Genomic DNA, 15,960 nt, shown 5'->3' with positions numbered 1-15,960 from the left:
GAGAGATCCGGCCGGGGCGCCCCTCTTCGCGCTCCCGGCACGCGGTGCCCGTCGCAGCCCGCCCGCCACCCTGGCAGGAAAGGCGAAGGGCCAGGGCCGGGGAGGCTTCCCCGCACACGCCGGGGAGGTCCGCCACGCACGCGCAGCTCGCCCGGGCCTCGCCGGGCACCCCCGGCGACGGCGCCGGAGACCGTGCCCCGCCGAGTGGAGGCCGCCGGTCACGGCGACCGGCTCAGCCCGGGTACGGGTAGAAGCCGGCGCCGCTCTTGCGGCCGAGCCGGCCCGCCTCGACCATGCGCTGGAGCAGCGGCGGCGCGGCGTACAGCGGCTCCTTGAACTCCTCGTACATCGAGTGCGCCACCGACGCCACGGTGTCCAGACCGATCAGGTCGGCCAGCTTCAGCGGACCCATCGGGTGGGCGCAGCCCAGCTCCATGCCGTTGTCGATGTCCTCACGGCTGGCGGTACCGGCCTCGAACATCCGGATCGCCGACAGCAGGTACGGGATGAGCAGCGCGTTCACCACAAAGCCCGACCGGTCCTGGGCGCGGATGGCGTGCTTGCCCAGCACCTTGCCGACCACGGCCTCGGTCCGGGCGATCGTGCCCTCGCCGGTGGTCAGCGCCGGGATCAGCTCGACGAGCTGCTGCACCGGCGCCGGGTTGAAGAAGTGGATGCCGATGACCTGGTCCGGGCGCGAGGTCGCCACCGCCAGCTTCACCAGCGGGATGGAGGAGGTGTTGGATGCCAGGATCGCGTCCGGCCGGGTCACCACCTGGTCGAGTACCTGGAAGATCTCCGTCTTCACCTGCTCGTTCTCCACGACCGCCTCGATGACGAGGTCCCGGTCGTGGAACTCGCCGAGGTCGGTGGTGAACGTCAGCCGGCCCACGGCCGCGTCCCGCTCCTCCTCGGAGATCTTGCCGCGCTCAGCGGCCCGGTCGAGGGAGTTGACCAGGCGGGTACGGCCCAGCTCCAGCGCGTCGCCGGTGGTCTCGGCGACCTTCACCTCAAGCCCGGCGCGCGCGCACACCTCGGCGATGCCGGCGCCCATCTGGCCGCAGCCCACCACTCCGACGCGTTCGATGTCGGTCACATCGTGCCTTTCGCTGATTCTCCGGTCCGCGGCGCGCGACCGGTTCCTCGGCCACGGCGCCTCGCCGCACGACGTTACCCCGACTGGGCCGTCGGAGTGATCCCAGGGCCCCACGTTCCCGCCGGGAACGACGGATTCCGTGTCCTGCGCCCTTCCCAGCCCCGGTACCGGCATGCTGTGCTCTGCGTCACATGCCGGACACCGTCGGTCCGCGGCGGGAGCGGTGTGGGCCTTCAACCGAGCGGCGGACTTCACACAGGACGATCTCAGACAGAGGGGGCAGCATGGGGCGGATCACACGCAGGGCGTTCGCGGCCGTGGCGGCGGGCGCGCTGACCGGCGCGCTGAGCACGGCGTCCGGCGCGCCGGCGGCGGCGACCGGCACGGACACCACCGCCGCGACCGGCACCCGCCGGGGGCGCAGCACGTCGATGCGCGGGATGTGGGTGGCGACCGTGGAGAACATCGACTGGCCGAAGGCGTCCGGCCCGGACGCCGACACCCACCGCCGCGAACTGCGGGAACTCCTGGACACGGCGGCCCAGCGCCGGCTCAACGCCGTCTTCCTCCAGGTCCGGCCCGCCGCCGACGCACTGTGGCCCTCGCCGCACGAGCCCTGGTCGAAGTACCTCACCGGCACACAGGGGCAGGACCCCGGCTGGGACCCGCTCGGCTACGCGGTCGAGGAGGCGCACGCGCGCGGGCTGGCGCTGCACGCCTGGTTCAACCCCTACCGGGTCGCCAACCACGCCGACCGGAGCCGGCTGGTCGCCACCCATCCCGCCCGGCGCAACCCCGACTGGGCGGTGCCCTACGGCGGCAAGCTCTACTACAACCCCGGACTGCCGGAGGTCCGCGAGTTCGTCCTGGACGCCATGTACCACGCGGTGGAGAACTACGACGTCGACGGCGTCCACTGGGACGACTACTTCTACCCCTACCCGGTCGCCGGCCAGCAGTTCGACGACAACCACGCCTTCCGCGAGCACGGCGGCGACTTCACCTCCCGGGCCGACTGGCGGCGGGACAACGTCGACCGGCTCGTCCTGGGCATGCGGGACCGGCTGCGCGCCCACGAGAAGGTCAGCTTCGGCGTCAGCCCGTTCGCCGTCTGGCGCAACCGGTCCACCGACCCCGCCGGCTCCCGGACCTCCGCCGGCGTGCAGACCTACGACGACCTGTACGCCGACACCCGCAAGTGGGTCAGGGAGGGCTGGCTGGACTACATCCTCCCGCAGGTCTACTGGCACATGGGCTTCCGTGCCGCCGACTACCGCGAGCTGGTGCCCTGGTGGAACGAGGTGGCGAAGGGCACCGGCGTCAAGCTGTACATCGGCGAGGCCGCCTACAAGGTGGCCGACCCGGCGCAGCCGGACGCCTGGCACGACCCGGCGGAACTCTCCCGGCACCTCACGTTCTGCCGGGACCACCGGCAGGTGCGGGGCAACGTGTTCTTCTCCGCCAAGCACGTCGCCGCCGACCCGATCGGCGCGATCAGCCAGGTGGTGCGGGACCACTACCGCTGAGCGGTGAGACCCACGCGCACGACGGCGGCCGGGCGGACCCACCAGGGGAGCCGCCCGGCCGCCGGGGTGCGGACGTGATGCGTCAGGAGCCTGGGGGAGGATCGTCCTGGGGGTGCCGTACCACCGAGTCGGGCCCGGGAGACATCACCGTCTCGTGCCCGTCCTCGTACCGCACCCGGTACGGCGGCTCCCCGCTGTCGCCCAGCACCTCCACGATCTCCGCCATCCGGTCGTGCTGGCCGACGGTCCGACCGTGGACCAGCAGCTTGTCGCCTACCTCAGCCTGCATGACGGGCCCTCCTGTCACAGGGGCTGGAAACGAGGGTTATGTGGTGATTCGGGTACGCCTCGAAGTCTAGGGCGGGTCATCGGGCCTGCCCAGTCGAAGCGTCCGAACCGGTGGCGTGCGCGGCGGTGGGTGCCGCCGCGCGCGAGGGCGCCGCCGTCCGCACCACCGTTCCCGGACCGCCGCGGCCGGCCGTCCGCTGGGTGACCGCGATGCACGCCAACACCCCCAGCGCGGTCAGCGGCGCGAGCGGCGACATCCGCTCGCCGAGCAGCAGCACCGCCCACACCAGCGTCAGCACGGGCTGCGCCAACTGCAACTGGCTGGCCCGCCCGACGCCGATCACCGCCATCCCCCGGTACCAGACCATCAGCCCGGCGCACTGCGAGCCCAGCACCAGCCAGGCCAGCCCCACCACCGTCCTGCCGGTCAGCCGGCCGTCCGGTTCCACGGCCACCGCGAGCACCGCCACCGGCAGCGACAGCGGCAGGCACAGCGCCAGCGCCCAGCCGATCACCTGCCAGCCGGGCATCTCCTCGGCGAGCCGCCCGCCCTCCCCGTACCCGGCCGCGCACACCACCAGCGCGGCGAACAGCAGCAGATCGGCCGGTGACAACCCTCCGCCGCTCTCCCACAGGGCGAAGCCGGCCACCAGCACGGCGCCCGCCGAGGCCGCCAGCCAGAACGCCGCCGGGTGCCGGGTGCCGCGCCGCCAGGAGCCGTAGGCGGCCGTGGTCAGCGGCAGCAGGCCGACCACCACGGCGGCGTGTGAGGTGCTGGAGGTCTCCAGGGCCAGCGCCGTCAGCAGTGGGAAGCCCACCACCACGCCGCCGGCGACGACCAGCAGCCCGCCCCAGTGGCGCCGCGCCGGCGCCGCCACCCGCATGACAAGCAGCGCCACGCCGGCGACCAGGCCCGCCAGGGCGATCCGCAGGGCGGTCACCGTCCAGGCGCTCAGCCCGTCCAGCGCCCATGCCGTCGCGGGGAAGGTCAGGGAGAACGCGACCACACCGGCGGCGGCCAGGGCCATGCCGGTGCGCGCGCTGGTCCCCGCGCCGCTCCCGGCCGGGACCGCTATCGAGGTCGTCGCAGTAGCGCTATCCTTGCTTCTCATGAACAACGGTAGCAGTGTCGCTGGTCTGGTCGAAACTCTCCGCCAGGATCTGGACAAGTACGCGGTGGGGGAGCGGCTGCCGGCCAGTCGTGCCCTGGTGGACCGCTACCGTGTCAGCCCGGTCACCGTTACCCGCGCGCTCGCCCAGCTCGCCTCCGAAGGGCTTGTCGTCACCCGGCCTGGCGCCGGGTCCTACCGTGCCGCCGGCGGCCCGGCCGCCGTCCGGCGCCAGGCCGACACCTCCTGGCAGCAGGTCGCGCTCAGCGCCGAGCACTCTCCCGACCAGGTGCCCCGCACGGTCGACGCCTCCGGGCTGCTCGCCACGCTCGCCGCGCCACCGGCCGGCGTCATCCAACTGCACGGCGGCTACCTGCCCACCTCCCTCCAACCCGAACGCGCGCTCGCCGCCGCGCTCGCCCGCGCGGGCCGCCGCCCCGGCGCCTGGAACGTGCCGCCGCTGGAAGGCGTCGCCGAGCTGCGCGGCTGGTTCGCCCGCGAGATCGGCGGACCCGGCGGCCCCCTCACCGCCTCCGACGTGCTCATCACCGCCGGCGGCCAGAGCGCCCTCACCACCGCGCTGCGCGCGCTCGCCCCGCCCGGCGCGCCGGTACTCGTCGAGTCGCCCACCTACCCCGGTGTGCTCGCCGTCGCCCGCGCCGCCGGACTGCGGCCCGTCCCGGTACCCGCGGACGCCGACGGCGTCCGCCCCGAACTCCTCGCCGAGGCGTTCCGCGCCACCGGCGCCCGGGTCTTCGTCTGCCAGCCGCTCTTCCAGAACCCCACCGGCGGCGTCCTCGCCGACGACCGCCGCCCGGCCGTCCTGGCCGCCGCCCGCGCGGCGGGGGCGTTTGTCGTCGAGGACGACTTCGCCCGGCGCATGGCCCACGAGGACGCCGGCCCGCTCCCGCGCACCCTCGCCGCCGACGACACCGAGGGCGTCGTCGTGCACCTCTGCTCCCTCACCAAGATCACCTCACCCAACCTCCGGGTCGGCGCCCTCGCCGCCCGCGGCCCGGTACTCGACCGGCTGCGCGGCAACCAGATCGTCGACAGCTTCTTCGTTCCCCGCCCGCTGCAGGAAGCCGCACTCGAACTCGTCGGCGCACCGGCCTGGCCCCGGCACATCCGCACGGTCGCCGCCGAACTCCGCGTCCGCCGCGACGCGCTCGCGGCCGCGCTGCGGCGCGAACTCCCCTCGCTCACCATCGAGCAGGTACCGCGCGGCGGCTTCCACGTCTGGCTGCGCCTGCCCGACGGCGCCGACGAACAGGCCGTCGCCGCCGCCGCGCTCCGCGAAGGTGTCGCCGTCGCCCCCGGCCGCCCCTACTTCGCCGCCGAACCGCAAGGCCCCCACCTGCGCGTCAGCTTCGCCCTCGCCGAGCACACCGCCGAACTCGACGAAGGCGTCCGCCGCCTCCGCACCGCCTGCGCCCAGCTCGGCCTCCCCACCGGCTGAGCCCCGACCACATCCTGGGAAACCCCGTTGCCACCGCGTCCGCCGGGCTGCCAGCGTGCGTCCCATGCCGAAGCCGATGCCGACCACCACCCCGCACGACACCACCGCGTACGAGGTGTCCGACGACCCGGCGCGCCTGGACGTCGCCCTCATCCACCACTGGCTCTCCACCGACGCCTACTGGGCACTCGGCCGCCCCCTCGCGACCCAGCAGCGGGCCATCGCCGCCTCCCACAACTTCGGCGCCTACCTCACCGCCTCCGGCCGGCAGGTCGGCTACGCCCGGGTGATCACCGACCACGCCACCTTCGCCTGGCTCTGCGACGTCTACATCGACCCCGCCCACCGCGGCCGCGGGCTCGGCGGACGGCTCGTCGACGCGGTGAACGCGTACCTGGACCCCTACGAGCTGCGACGCACCATGCTCGCCACCCACGACGCCCACGAGGTCTACCGACGCGCCGGCTTCCGGGAGTTGACCCGACCCGACCACCTCATGCAGCGCGGACCCCACTGAGGGCGGCACTGACCTCGGACGATTCCCCCTCGCCGAGGTATCGAACATTCGCTCGCGGCCACTTACCATCCCGCCATGCGCTGCCGTCTCACGCTGCTCGCCGCCGCGCGCTGCTCACCCGTGCTGGACACCCGGTTCGACGACGACCGCCCGCTGGACGACGCCGGCTGGCAGGCCGTCCGCCGAGGCGCGCCCGCCCTCGTCGGACTGGCCGCCGCCGCGCTCCGCTACCGCTCACCCTCCGAGCGCTGCCGGGAGACCGGCTACGCGCTCGGCCTTTTCCCGCTCGCCCAGCCGGCCCTGCGCGACTGCGACATGGGCCGCTGGCGCGGCCGCACCCTGGGCGAGGTCGCCGCCCGCGAACCCGACGCCGTCGACGCGTGGCTGCGCGACCCCTACACCGCGCCGCACGGCGGCGAGTCCCTGACCGCCTTCATCGGCCGCATCGGACACTGGCTCGACACCCGTCCCGCCGCCGACGACGAGTGGATGGTCGCCGTCACCGAACCGGCCGTGCTGCGGGCCGCCCTGTGCCACGCGCTCAAGACGCCCCCGCACGCCTACTGGCGCATCGACGCCCACCCGCTCGCCGCCGTCACCCTCACCGGAACCGCCGGCGACTGGCACCTCTCCTGCGCCTGACTCACCCCTCGCCGTCCCCGGCGGCCGCCACGACCACGTCGAACAGCGGCCACCCGTCGACCACCACCTCGCCGCGCTCGGAAACCCACCCTCGCACCCGCGCGGCCTCCAGCAGCCGCCGCACCACCCCCGGCTCGTGCAGATTGAGCAACCGGCCGCCACCGACCGACACCGACCCCGAGTACCAGAACCCCTCCGCCACGAAGCGGTCCGGGCCGGCCGCGAACACCAGCCGCATCACCGCCCGCGCCTCCTTCGGCCCGGTCCGGTGCAGCGAAAGCACCTCCCGGCACCGCCCGTCGGGACCGGCCCGGTGTGCGTGGCGCACCGACCACAGCCACACCTCGTCCCCGGCCGCCAACCGCCGCACTCTCCGATACCGCGCCACAGGCCGGCTCTCCCGGTCAGCGCGGCGGCAGCGGGACGAGCAGCCGTTCCCACTCGTCCGCCGCCGCCCGCAGCTCCTCGGCCGCCACCGCGAACTCCACCGCCCAGCCCTCCGAGCGGCTTTCCGTCGGGCACCAGGCAGGCGCGGCCTCGTGCGCGAACACGACCCGCAGCCGTCCCGCCTCCTCGCGCTCCCACTCCAGCAGCGGCTCGGTGAACTCCAACCGCCCGCCGTCCCGCCGCAACCACGCCGCGAGGCTCCGCGCCTCGTCAACCAGCAGACACGGCTCCTCGAAGGACCAGCAGCCCCGCGGCGTGCTCACCTCACCGCGCACGACCAACCAGTTGTCGTCGTACGCGTCGCCCCGGGCCCGCGCGAACTCATAGCGCACGGGCCGCAGAGCCAGCCGCCGTGCGTCATCCCCGATCTCCATCCCGCCCAGCATGCCACCCCGATTCCCCGACGGCCGGGGCGAGGTCGCACTCGGCCCAGACGGTCTTGCCGCCAGGCGGGTGCGGTTCCGTGCCCCAGCGGTCGGCGAGCGCGGCGACAAGAACCAGCCCCCGGCCCGACTCGTCGTCGTCCGCCGCACTGACCGCCTTCGCCGGCAGCCGGTCGCCCCGCGCGTCGGTGACGGCGACACGCAGCACCCCGGACGCGCTGTCGAGCGCCAGCGACAGCCGGAAGTCCCGGCCCCGGACCCGGCCGTGCAGCGCCGCGTTGGCGGCGAGTTCCGCCGCGATCTGCTCAGCGCGCCCGGTGACGTGTGGTGACAGGTCCCAGACGGCGAGCTGCGTGCTGACGAGCAGGCGCGCGAGACGCGCCCCTCGGCGAGTGGAGGACAGAAGCTGCGCGAACGTGTGTACGGTGTCGCTCTGTTGAGACGTGGTGACGTTCATGAGGCCACGGTGGTGGGCGCGCGGGGGCGCGTTCCAGCCGTGACACCCGTACGCTGCGTCAGCGTACGGGCGCGAAGCGTGGACGGTACGCGGCTTCTTCCGTCACTCTGGGTGCTGTCGGCCGGCGACGGGACAGCTCGTGGGGAAGCGGAGGTGGGCCGCGTATGACGGGCGGCATCGACATGACAGGCGACGGCGACTGTGAGGACATCTCCGATGTCGAAACGGATCGCGAGCCCGACCCGTCCGACAGCCTGCGGACGTTCGGGGCCGTGATGCAGGCGCTGCGCGAGCACGCCGGGTACAGCAGGGCGGAGTTCGCAGCCCTGGTCCGCTTCTCCAGGCACACCATCGAGTCGGTGGAACTGGGCCGCCGCATGCCCGACGAACAGCTCGTCGACCGCTCCGACGACGTGCTGGGAGGCACGGGCGCGTTGCGGCGTGCGTCAAAGCACGTGACGCGAGGCCGAGGAGACGTGGGCCTCGCGGCGTGGTTCCGCCAGTGGGCTCGACTGGAGCGGGTCGCGGCGAGCCTGTGCACGTACGAGTGCCGCTTGGTCCCTGGACTGTTGCAGTCGGAGGCGTACGCGCGGGCCCTGTTCGAGAACCGAATCCCTCTGCTGACCGATGAACAGCTGGAGGCGCAGGTCGCAGCGCGACTCGCCAGGCAGAAGATGCTGCCACAGCGACCCTGCGTGCCATTCAGCTTCATCGTGGAGGAGTACGTCCTCCGGCGGCGGTTTGGCGGTCCGGGCAAGATGCGGGGCCTTATCGACAATGTGCTGGACCTAGGCGAATCTCGTAACGTGACTCTCCAGATCGTTCCTCTTGCGGCTGGAGTGCATGCGTGTATGGACGGCCCTGTCCGGCTCCTGGAGACCCCCGGGCGCAGGCGGTTCGCGTACTCCGAGGGCCAGGAGAACGGCAGACTCATTTCTGACCCGAAACAGGTGAGCCTTCTTCAGCAGCGCTATGACAGACTGCGCTCGCAGGCCCTGAACCCGGATGACTCGCGGGCCCTGCTGGAGCGACTGCGAGGAGAGCTATGAACAAGACGGAACTCGCCTGGTTCAAGTCCAGCTACAGCGGCAGCGCTGGAGACGACTGTGTTGAGGTCGCTGCCGCAGACCGGGCCGTTCGTGTGCGGGACTCCAAGGACGTGACGCGTCCCCACCTCGCGGTGCGGACTGAGCAGTGGTCGCGCTTCATCGGGTATGTGTCGGAGGGCTGACCCCACTCCGGAACTCGCGTACGTGCGGGACTCCGAGGACGCGGTGCGTGTCCGCACCTCGCGGTGGGGCGTGCGGAGTGTGCGGTCCGTCGGGTTCGCCGGCGGTTCGGGCCTGCGAACCGTCACGCGACGGCGGCCAGTTGGCGGAGTAGCCGGCTGACGGTGGGATCTCCGTCCCATCTGCCCATGCGTTGCGCCTCGTTGAGGCGCTGTTCGAGTTCGCGGGCCTTCGCGGCCACCTGGGCGGTCTCGCCCTGCCGCGCCTGCTGCTGGATCTCGGCGGCGTCCCTGTTCGCGCGGTGGTAGACGCCCGCGTGCATGCCGGACTGGGCGGAGAGGGAGCTGGCCAACTGGTCGCTCAGTGCGACGTGGTCCGGGCCGACGGCCGCCTGTGCGGCCGTCGGCGGCGCGCCGCTCGGCGTCGGGACGTCGGCGTCGGGCGTGGGGGTGCTGCTGGGCGTCGTGGTGGGCGTGGTCGTCGGGGTTGTGGTGGGTGTCGGGCTGGACGTGGTCGTCGGTGTGCCGGCGGTCGGCGGTGTCGACTCCGGCGGGCTTTCCGACGAGGGGCCGGAGGCGGGGGCTGTGGGCTTCTCCGAGGCGGTGATCGCGCCGCCGTCTCCGCGTGTGACGACGAAGGCCGTTGTGAGCAGCAGGGCGACGGCGGCGACCAGACCGCCGACGAGCAGGGCGGGCGGTCGGCGCCGGGCGGCGGCCGCCGCTCGGCGCCGCTCGGCGCGCGAGCCGACCGGGGACGGGTCCGGCCCGGGAGGAACCGGGTCCTGTGGGACCGGCGGCAGCGGTTCGGTCGTGGCCTCGTCCGGCAGCGCCGCCCCGGTGTCCGCCGCCGTGTGCGTCGTCGCGAGGGCCTGGAGGCGTCCGGCTGTCTCCGCCAGGTCGCGTGGCCGGTCTGCCGGGTTCTTTGCCAGCAACTTGTGTATCAGGCGCAGGAGTTCCGGCGGAGCATCCGGGCGTATCTCGGTCAGTCGGGCGGGCGCCTCGTGGACGTGCCGGTAGAGCATCCGGGCGGAGTCCTGGCCGCTGAACGGTGGCTCTCCGGTCAACAGTTCGTACAGGACGCAACCGAGCGCGTATCCGTCGGACGCCGGTCCGGCCGGGTGTCGCAGCGCGACCTCCGGCGCGGTGTAGGCGGCGGTGCCGAGTGGCGGCTCGCCGCGCTCCGCGGCGTCGCCGCCGAGGAGTTCGGCGATGCCGAAGTCCACGACCTTCAGCAGTCCGTCGTCGCTGACCAGGAGGTTCGCGGGTTTCACGTCCCGGTGGACGATGCCCGCGCGGTGGGCGGCGGCCAGCGCGCGGGCGGCCTGTGCGCCGAGGTCCGCGCACGTCCGCCAGGGCAGCTGCCCCTGGGTGGAGTGCGGCGCCCGCGCCAGGCTGCGGCCCGCCACCAGCTCCATGACCAGGAACGGCCGGCCGTCGGCGGACCGGCCGAAGTCGTGGACGGCGGCGATGCCCGGATGGTTGAGCCGGGCCGTCACGCGGGCCTCGGCCGTGAACCGCCGCTCGGCCTCGGGGTCCCCGGGCGGCGCGGTCAGCAGTTTGACCGCGACCTCGCGTCCGAGGGCGGTGTCCCACGCCCGCCAGACCTCGCCCATGCCGCCGCTGCCGAGCGGTTCCGTCAGGCTGTAGCGATCAGCCAGCAACGCCTCGTCGTGCACACCCACCCCATATGGCTTCACCGGAAGGCCACACTCTAGGCGGTGCGGGCGCCGGGGCGTAACGGGGTCCGCGCGACCCGGTCAGTCGGCGGTCGGCCAGTCGGCGTAGCGGATGCGGCCCAGTTCGCGGATGTCGCCGGCGGTGCCCCACTCGTCCTTGCCGAGCCGGGTCAGCGGGCGCAGGCGGGTGATCTCGGGGTGGCCGTGTTCGAGGACGCCGTCGTCGACGGCGATGTGCACCACCCTGCCGAAGACGACGGTGGAGTCGCCGAGCAGGAGCGTGCTGTGCAGCTCGCACTCCAGCGCCACCGGGGAGGCGGCGACGCGCGGCGCCTTCACCCGCGCGCTCGCCTCGCGCGCCACGCCGACCGCGTCGAACTCGCTTGTGGCGCGAGGGAAGTCGGTGGCGGTCTTGTTGACCGCGTCGAGAAGCGGTTCGGGGGCCAGGTTGACCACGAACTCGCCGGTGGCCTCGACGTTCCGGAGCGTGTCCTTGCGCCCGACGGACGTGAACTGCACGATCGGCGGCGTCACCGACGAGATGGTGAAGAAGGAGTGCGGCGCGAGGTTGTCGACGCCTTCGGCCGAGAGCGTCGACACCCAGGCGATGGGCCGGGGCACCACGGTCGCGGTGAGCAGGCGGTAGACGGCCGTGCGGTCGAGTCGGGCCGTGTCGTGTTCGATGCGCATGCCCGCGATTATCCGCCGCCCGCGAGGGCCCGCCGGTCACGGCCCCCGGTCACGACGCGAGGCCGGGCAGGACGTGCTCGCCGAAGGTGTGGACGAAGGCCGTCTGGTCGCCGCCGACCTGGTGCAGCATGATCCGGTCGAAGCCGGCCTCCGCCTGCCGGTTGAGCCAGTCGGCGTGCTCGCCCGGCTCGGCGGAGACGTGGACGTAGGGGAGGACGTCCTCGGGCGTGATGAACCGGCCGATCTCCTCGAAGTGTTCGGGCCGGGCCAGCTCCCAGCCCGCCTCGCTGCCGAGGATGACCTCCCGCCACTGGTCGTGGGCCGTCATCACGGCCTCCTCGCGGCTGGGGGCCCAGGACAGGTGCGCCTGGAGGACGGCCGGGCCGCGCCCGCCCGCGTCGCGGTAGGCGGTGAGTGCCTCGCGGTGGGCGTCGTCGGGCTGGTTGACGGTGATCAGTCCGTCGGCCCACTCGGCGGCGGACGCGGCGGTGTCCGGGGTGACGGCGGCGGCCAGCAGCGGCGGCGGCACGTCGGGAAGCGTCCACAGCCGGGCCTCCTCGACCCGTACCAGGCCGTCGTGGGTGACGGTCTCGCCGGCGAGCAGGGCGCGGATGACGTCGGCGCACTCCCTCAGCCGCCGGTCCCGGGTCTCCTTCCGGGGCCACTTGTCGCCGGTGATGCTCTCGTTGAGCGCCTGCCCGCTGCCGAGCGCGGCCCAGAAGCGGCCCGGGTACATCGAGGCGAGTGTGGCGGCGGCCTGGGCGACGATCGCCGGGTGGTAGCGCTGACCGGGGGCGGTGACGACGCCCATCGGGAGCGAGGTGGCTTCCAGGGCCGAGCCGAGCCAGGACCAGGCGTACCCGGACTCGCCCTGCCGGCTGCTCCAGGGCGCGAAGTGGTCGGAGCACATGCCGCTCTCGAATCCGGCGTCCTCGGCCGCGCGCAGCGCCTCCAGCAGCGCACCCGGCGGGTACTGCTCGTGCGAGGCGTGAAAGCCGTACCGGGTCATCCGTCTCCCTCCGGGCCTGGTGGACGTGACAGACCGGTTCTCCGGATCTCGCAGCGCCAAACCCGCCCGATCATGCCAAGGCGACGTGTGCGGGGCGCGGTCCCGTGCTGGTGAACGCGGCCGGTCGGCTCCGGGCACTCGTCCCTGCCGTTGACGGCCACCGATGACGTGCTGATGTTGCTGGACGGATGTCCGGTGTGGTCGGCGCGGACCACCGACCCCCGGCTGGTCACCGCACTGCACTCGCTCGCCCTCGCCCTGCACGAACTGCGCCGCTGGGTGGAAGGGGAGGGCCTGCGCGAGGACGCCCGCACGGCCGCGCTGCGGGCCGCCGGCGCCGCCTCAGAACTGCTGACCGGACCGCTTCCGCTCACCGCGAGCGTCCTCGTCGGACAGCTGCGCTCCGCGGCCGTCGACGTGCTGCGCGCCACCGGCCTCGACCAGCACAGCGCCGTCCACCGCCTGGAGGCCGCCGCCGGTCCGGCCGACCGGCCGGACACCTGAGTCGGCCGTCCCGCGTGCCGCGTCAGAGGCGGAGGACGACCAGCGCGATGTCGTCCCGGGCGCCGCTGCTGAGGCCGAGGCGCGCCAGCACCGCGTCGGCGAGACGCTCGGGGCTGTGCCGGGAGTAGCGGGCGAGCGCGTCGGTGAGGCGCCGCAGGCCCACGTCGATGTCCTCGCCCCGCCGCTCGACCAGGCCGTCGGTGTACAACACGAGGACGTCGCCGTGGACGTACGGCACGGTCGCCTCCGGGCGCGGCGTGTTGTCCAGGCGCGCGCCCAGCGGCGGGTCGGTGGCCTGGTCGAGCAGGTCGCAGGTGCCGTCCCGGTGGAGCAGGACGGGCGGCGGGTGGCCGGCGCTGCTGTAGGTGAGACGCCGCTCGCGGGCGTCCACGACGGCCTGGAACACGGTGGTGGTCTGCGCGCCCTCCACGTCCCGCGCGTACAGGCCGAGGATGTCCAGGGCGCCCGCCGGGGCCTCCGCCGCCCGCACCGCGGTGGACAGCACACTGCGCAGCATCCCCATGACCGCCGCCGCCTCCAGGCCGTGCCCGACCACGTCGCCGACCGCGACGGCGAAGCCCCCACCCGCCAGGTCGACCACGTCGTACCAGTCACCGCACACGTTCAGCGACTCGACGGCGGGCAGGTAGCGCACGGCGATGTCCGGATGCCGGCGCAGATGCGGGGTCTGGAGCATGGCCTCCTGGAGGGTGACGGCGATCTGACGCTCCCGGGCGTGTGCCTGGCGCAGCTCGTCGTTCAGCACCTGCAGCTCACGCGCCCGCTCGTACAACTCGGCCCTGACCGCCTCCAGTCCCGGCTCGTCGCGGTTGGCCCCGCCCCGCGGGCGGGGATGGGAGCGCACAAACGCGCTCACGTCCTCCACCCGGTGGATGATCCAGGCCACGTGCCCGTCGGCCCCGAGCACCGGGGTGTTGATCGGGGACCACCAGCGCTCCTCGAACACGCCCGGCTCGTGCGGCACCGGGATGTCGTACTTCTGCACCGCCATCGTGTCCGGCTCCTTCGCCCGCAGCACCCGATGCAGCGAGGCGTGCAGATTGCGGACCCCGTCGGCCTCGGGATCCGCCGGGTTGTCGGGGAAGGCGTCGAAGACGTACTGCCCGACCAGGTCCTCCCGCGTCCGATCGGTCGCCCGGCGGTACGCCTCGTTGGCGTCGACGATCACCAGATCCGGCCCCAGGACGAGGGACGGGCTGGGGGAGGCCTCGAACAGCGCCCGGTAGTCGATCGCCGGGCTCGTGTTGTCGTCCCCCGGCGCCGCCTCTCTCGGGGTGTGCTCGTCTCCCACCCCTTCGTTCTACCGTCAACGGCCCTCCTCGGCACCCGGGACGCACCGCGCCCCCGCCCACTCGGGCGCCTGTTCTTGACCTTGACACGGTGGCAAGCCCTTCACTGCGTCCCCAGGAGGTGGTCACGATGACGATCACAGGACAGGCCGGCACAGAACAGACCGCGGAAACACTGCGACGACTGGAGGACGGCCGTGCGTCCGTACGGCTGCGCGCCGCGCTGGCGGCCGGCACGACACCCGACCCGCGCTTTGTCGGCCCACTCGTCGAACGCTCCGCGACCGAACCCGAGTTCTTCGTCCGCGACATGCTGACCTGGGCACTCACCCGCCACCCGGTGTCGGCGACCCTGCCCGCCCTCCTCCGCGAAACCCGCTCGGAGCGCACGCAGGCGCGCAGCCAGGCGCTGCACACCCTCTCCAAGATCGGCGACCGGCGGGCCTGGCCGGCGATCACCTCCGCGCTCTTGTCCGACACCGACGACGAGGTGGCGCGGAGTGCCTGGCGGGCCGCCGTCGTGCTGGTGCCCGAAGGAGAGGAGCCCGCACTGGCGGGAGCCCTGGCCGCCCAGCTCGGACGCGGCGGCCCGGAGACGCAGCGCAGCCTCAGCCGCGCGCTGACCGCGCTCGGCGCGGTCATCACGCCGATCCTGCGAGCCGCCGCCACCGCCCCCGAGCCGCACGTCCGCGCACACGCCCTCGCCACCGAACGGCTGCTGTACGACCCGGACGCCGGATTCGCCTTCCTGATCGAGGAGGCCAAACGGGTCGTCGCCCTCGGTGGGGCGGGCGAGGTGGGACGATGAAGCGTGCTGATCGGTGAGGTGGCGCGGCGCTCGGGGGTCAGCGCCCGCATGCTCCGCCACTACGAGTCCCTCGGCCTCGTCCGGCCCTCGGGCCGGACCGGCTCGGGTTACCGCGAGTACGCCGCCGAGGACGTCCAGCGGATCTTCCAGATCGAGAGCCTACGCTCCCTCGGCCTCTCCCTCCGGGAGATCGGACGCGCCCTCGACGACCCCGCCTCCACACCCTCCGCGCTCGTCGACGACCTCATCCGCCGGACCCGCGCACGCATCGCCGCCGAAACCGAACTGCTCACCCGGCTGCGCCGGATCAACGCCGTGGACCCCGCCGGCTGGGAGGACGTCCTCCAGGTCGTCGCGCTCCTGCGCGCGCTCGGCTCGAACAGCCCCGACGTGCGCCAACGCGCGGCGCTCGCCGCCACCGACGAGGTCCCGGTACCGGTGGAGGCCCTGGTCGAGGCCGCACTGAGCGAGACCGACACCAACGTCGCCGGTGCCCTCCGATGGGCGCTCGCCCGCTCCGCCGACCCCGCCCCGGTCCCACTCCTGGCCCGTGCCCTCGACTCACCCGACGCCGCTGTGCGGGGCCGCGCCGTCCAAGCCCTCGCCGAACTCCCCGGCGCCGCGGCCACCGCGCCACTGCGCGACGCCCTCACCCACCCCGACACCGTCGTCCGCCGCCACGCGGCACTGGCGCTCGGCGCCCACGGCGTCCCGGAAGCCGCCCCCACCCTCATCGGCATGATCATCGAGGGGGTGAACGACACCGACGCCGCCGACGCCCTGAGCGTGCTCGCCGGCGACACCACCACGG

Annotated in this window: 19 protein-coding genes; 9 read left to right on the top strand and 10 right to left on the bottom strand. The window is 73.6% G+C overall.

What is annotated here, in order from left to right; translation table 11 throughout:
- Nucleotides 1–232 precede the first annotated feature (232 nt).
- Nucleotides 233–1,096 (bottom strand): 3-hydroxybutyryl-CoA dehydrogenase, encoded by an 864-nt coding sequence (locus GL263_RS08160; protein WP_182854917.1) that lies wholly within the window; start codon nucleotides 1,094–1,096, stop codon nucleotides 233–235.
- 284 nt (nucleotides 1,097–1,380) lie between these two features.
- On the opposite strand from GL263_RS08160, the gene GL263_RS08155 reads away from it, so the two are divergent.
- A complete protein-coding gene (locus GL263_RS08155; RefSeq protein ID WP_182854916.1) occupies nucleotides 1,381–2,622 on the top strand; it encodes a glycoside hydrolase family 10-like protein in 1,242 nt (413 codons plus the stop codon).
- A gap of 82 nt (nucleotides 2,623–2,704) precedes the next feature.
- Here the strand turns inward: GL263_RS08155 and GL263_RS08150 are convergent, their stop codons facing one another.
- Nucleotides 2,705–2,911, bottom strand: coding sequence for a DUF1918 domain-containing protein (locus GL263_RS08150; protein WP_182854915.1), 207 nt, complete (start codon nucleotides 2,909–2,911; stop codon nucleotides 2,705–2,707).
- A gap of 76 nt (nucleotides 2,912–2,987) precedes the next feature.
- Nucleotides 2,988–4,022 carry a DMT family transporter gene (locus GL263_RS08145; RefSeq protein ID WP_182854914.1) on the bottom strand — a complete coding sequence of 345 codons (1,035 nt, stop codon included), beginning with the start codon at nucleotides 4,020–4,022 and terminating at the stop codon, nucleotides 2,988–2,990.
- On the opposite strand from GL263_RS08145, the gene GL263_RS08140 reads away from it, so the two are divergent.
- The 3 genes from GL263_RS08140 (at nucleotide 4,021) to GL263_RS08130 (ending at nucleotide 6,637) form a co-directional block, all read left to right on the top strand.
- Nucleotides 4,021–5,478, top strand: coding sequence for an aminotransferase-like domain-containing protein (locus GL263_RS08140; RefSeq protein ID WP_182854913.1), 1,458 nt, complete (start codon nucleotides 4,021–4,023; stop codon nucleotides 5,476–5,478). The genes GL263_RS08145 and GL263_RS08140 overlap by 2 nt on opposite strands.
- Nucleotides 5,479–5,542: 64 nt before the next feature.
- Nucleotides 5,543–5,995 (top strand): GNAT family N-acetyltransferase, encoded by a 453-nt coding sequence (locus GL263_RS08135; RefSeq protein WP_228456235.1) that lies wholly within the window; start codon nucleotides 5,543–5,545, stop codon nucleotides 5,993–5,995.
- Between the two features lie 75 nt (nucleotides 5,996–6,070).
- Nucleotides 6,071–6,637, top strand: a complete 567-nt coding sequence (locus tag GL263_RS08130; protein ID WP_182854912.1) for a histidine phosphatase family protein — start codon at nucleotides 6,071–6,073, stop codon at nucleotides 6,635–6,637.
- A gap of 1 nt (nucleotide 6,638) precedes the next feature.
- Here GL263_RS08130 and GL263_RS08125 read toward each other — a convergent pair whose 3' ends face one another.
- The 3 genes from GL263_RS08125 to GL263_RS08115 form a co-directional block, all read right to left on the bottom strand.
- Nucleotides 6,639–6,920 carry a hypothetical protein gene (locus GL263_RS08125; protein WP_323379297.1) on the bottom strand — a complete coding sequence of 94 codons (282 nt, stop codon included), beginning with the start codon at nucleotides 6,918–6,920 and terminating at the stop codon, nucleotides 6,639–6,641.
- Between the two features lie 121 nt (nucleotides 6,921–7,041).
- Nucleotides 7,042–7,458 (bottom strand): WapI family immunity protein, encoded by a 417-nt coding sequence (locus GL263_RS08120; protein ID WP_182854910.1) that lies wholly within the window; start codon nucleotides 7,456–7,458, stop codon nucleotides 7,042–7,044.
- Complete coding sequence (locus tag GL263_RS08115) at nucleotides 7,442–7,924, bottom strand: ATP-binding protein (RefSeq protein ID WP_182854909.1); 483 nt, start codon at nucleotides 7,922–7,924, stop codon at nucleotides 7,442–7,444. Before GL263_RS08115 ends, GL263_RS08120 begins: the two co-directional genes overlap by 17 nt.
- Nucleotides 7,925–8,088: 164 nt before the next feature.
- Here GL263_RS08115 and GL263_RS08110 point away from each other — a divergent pair, with 164 nt between their 5' ends.
- Nucleotides 8,089–8,973 carry a helix-turn-helix domain-containing protein gene (locus GL263_RS08110; protein WP_182854908.1) on the top strand — a complete coding sequence of 295 codons (885 nt, stop codon included), beginning with the start codon at nucleotides 8,089–8,091 and terminating at the stop codon, nucleotides 8,971–8,973.
- Nucleotides 8,970–9,155, top strand: coding sequence for a DUF397 domain-containing protein (locus GL263_RS08105; protein WP_182854907.1), 186 nt, complete (start codon nucleotides 8,970–8,972; stop codon nucleotides 9,153–9,155). Before GL263_RS08110 ends, GL263_RS08105 begins: the two co-directional genes overlap by 4 nt.
- Before the next feature lie 122 nt (nucleotides 9,156–9,277).
- Here the strand turns inward: GL263_RS08105 and GL263_RS08100 are convergent, their stop codons facing one another.
- From GL263_RS08100 to GL263_RS08090, 3 genes are read right to left on the bottom strand one after another with little or no spacing between them, the layout of a single operon-like run.
- Nucleotides 9,278–10,849, bottom strand: coding sequence for a serine/threonine-protein kinase (locus tag GL263_RS08100; protein WP_323379296.1), 1,572 nt, complete (start codon nucleotides 10,847–10,849; stop codon nucleotides 9,278–9,280).
- A gap of 60 nt (nucleotides 10,850–10,909) precedes the next feature.
- Nucleotides 10,910–11,518, bottom strand: a complete 609-nt coding sequence (locus GL263_RS08095) for a flavin reductase family protein (protein ID WP_182854905.1) — start codon at nucleotides 11,516–11,518, stop codon at nucleotides 10,910–10,912.
- 49 nt (nucleotides 11,519–11,567) lie between these two features.
- Nucleotides 11,568–12,527 carry a TIGR03885 family FMN-dependent LLM class oxidoreductase gene (locus GL263_RS08090; RefSeq protein WP_182854904.1) on the bottom strand — a complete coding sequence of 320 codons (960 nt, stop codon included), beginning with the start codon at nucleotides 12,525–12,527 and terminating at the stop codon, nucleotides 11,568–11,570.
- A gap of 150 nt (nucleotides 12,528–12,677) precedes the next feature.
- Between GL263_RS08090 and GL263_RS08085 the strand changes: the two genes are divergently transcribed.
- Nucleotides 12,678–13,031 (top strand): hypothetical protein, encoded by a 354-nt coding sequence (locus GL263_RS08085; protein ID WP_182854903.1) that lies wholly within the window; start codon nucleotides 12,678–12,680, stop codon nucleotides 13,029–13,031.
- Between the two features lie 22 nt (nucleotides 13,032–13,053).
- Here GL263_RS08085 and GL263_RS08080 read toward each other — a convergent pair whose 3' ends face one another.
- Nucleotides 13,054–14,343: a PP2C family protein-serine/threonine phosphatase gene (locus GL263_RS08080; RefSeq protein ID WP_182854902.1), complete on the bottom strand. Its 1,290-nt coding sequence runs from the start codon at nucleotides 14,341–14,343 to the stop codon at nucleotides 13,054–13,056.
- Between the two features lie 128 nt (nucleotides 14,344–14,471).
- Between GL263_RS08080 and GL263_RS08075 the strand changes: the two genes are divergently transcribed.
- Together GL263_RS08075 and GL263_RS08070 are read left to right on the top strand one after the other, a co-directional pair.
- Nucleotides 14,472–15,149 (top strand): HEAT repeat domain-containing protein, encoded by a 678-nt coding sequence (locus tag GL263_RS08075; protein WP_182854901.1) that lies wholly within the window; start codon nucleotides 14,472–14,474, stop codon nucleotides 15,147–15,149.
- Nucleotides 15,150–15,152: 3 nt separating this feature from the next.
- Nucleotides 15,153–15,960 (top strand): HEAT repeat domain-containing protein (locus tag GL263_RS08070; RefSeq protein ID WP_182854900.1); only part of this gene is annotated, 808 nt, incomplete at its 3' end.

The sequence above is a fragment of the Streptomyces durbertensis genome (assembly GCF_014156695.1).
Lineage (GTDB): Bacteria > Actinomycetota > Actinomycetes > Streptomycetales > Streptomycetaceae > Streptomyces > Streptomyces durbertensis.
Note: the sequence above shows the minus strand (reverse complement) of the source record. Positions and strands in the feature narration are given on the sequence as shown.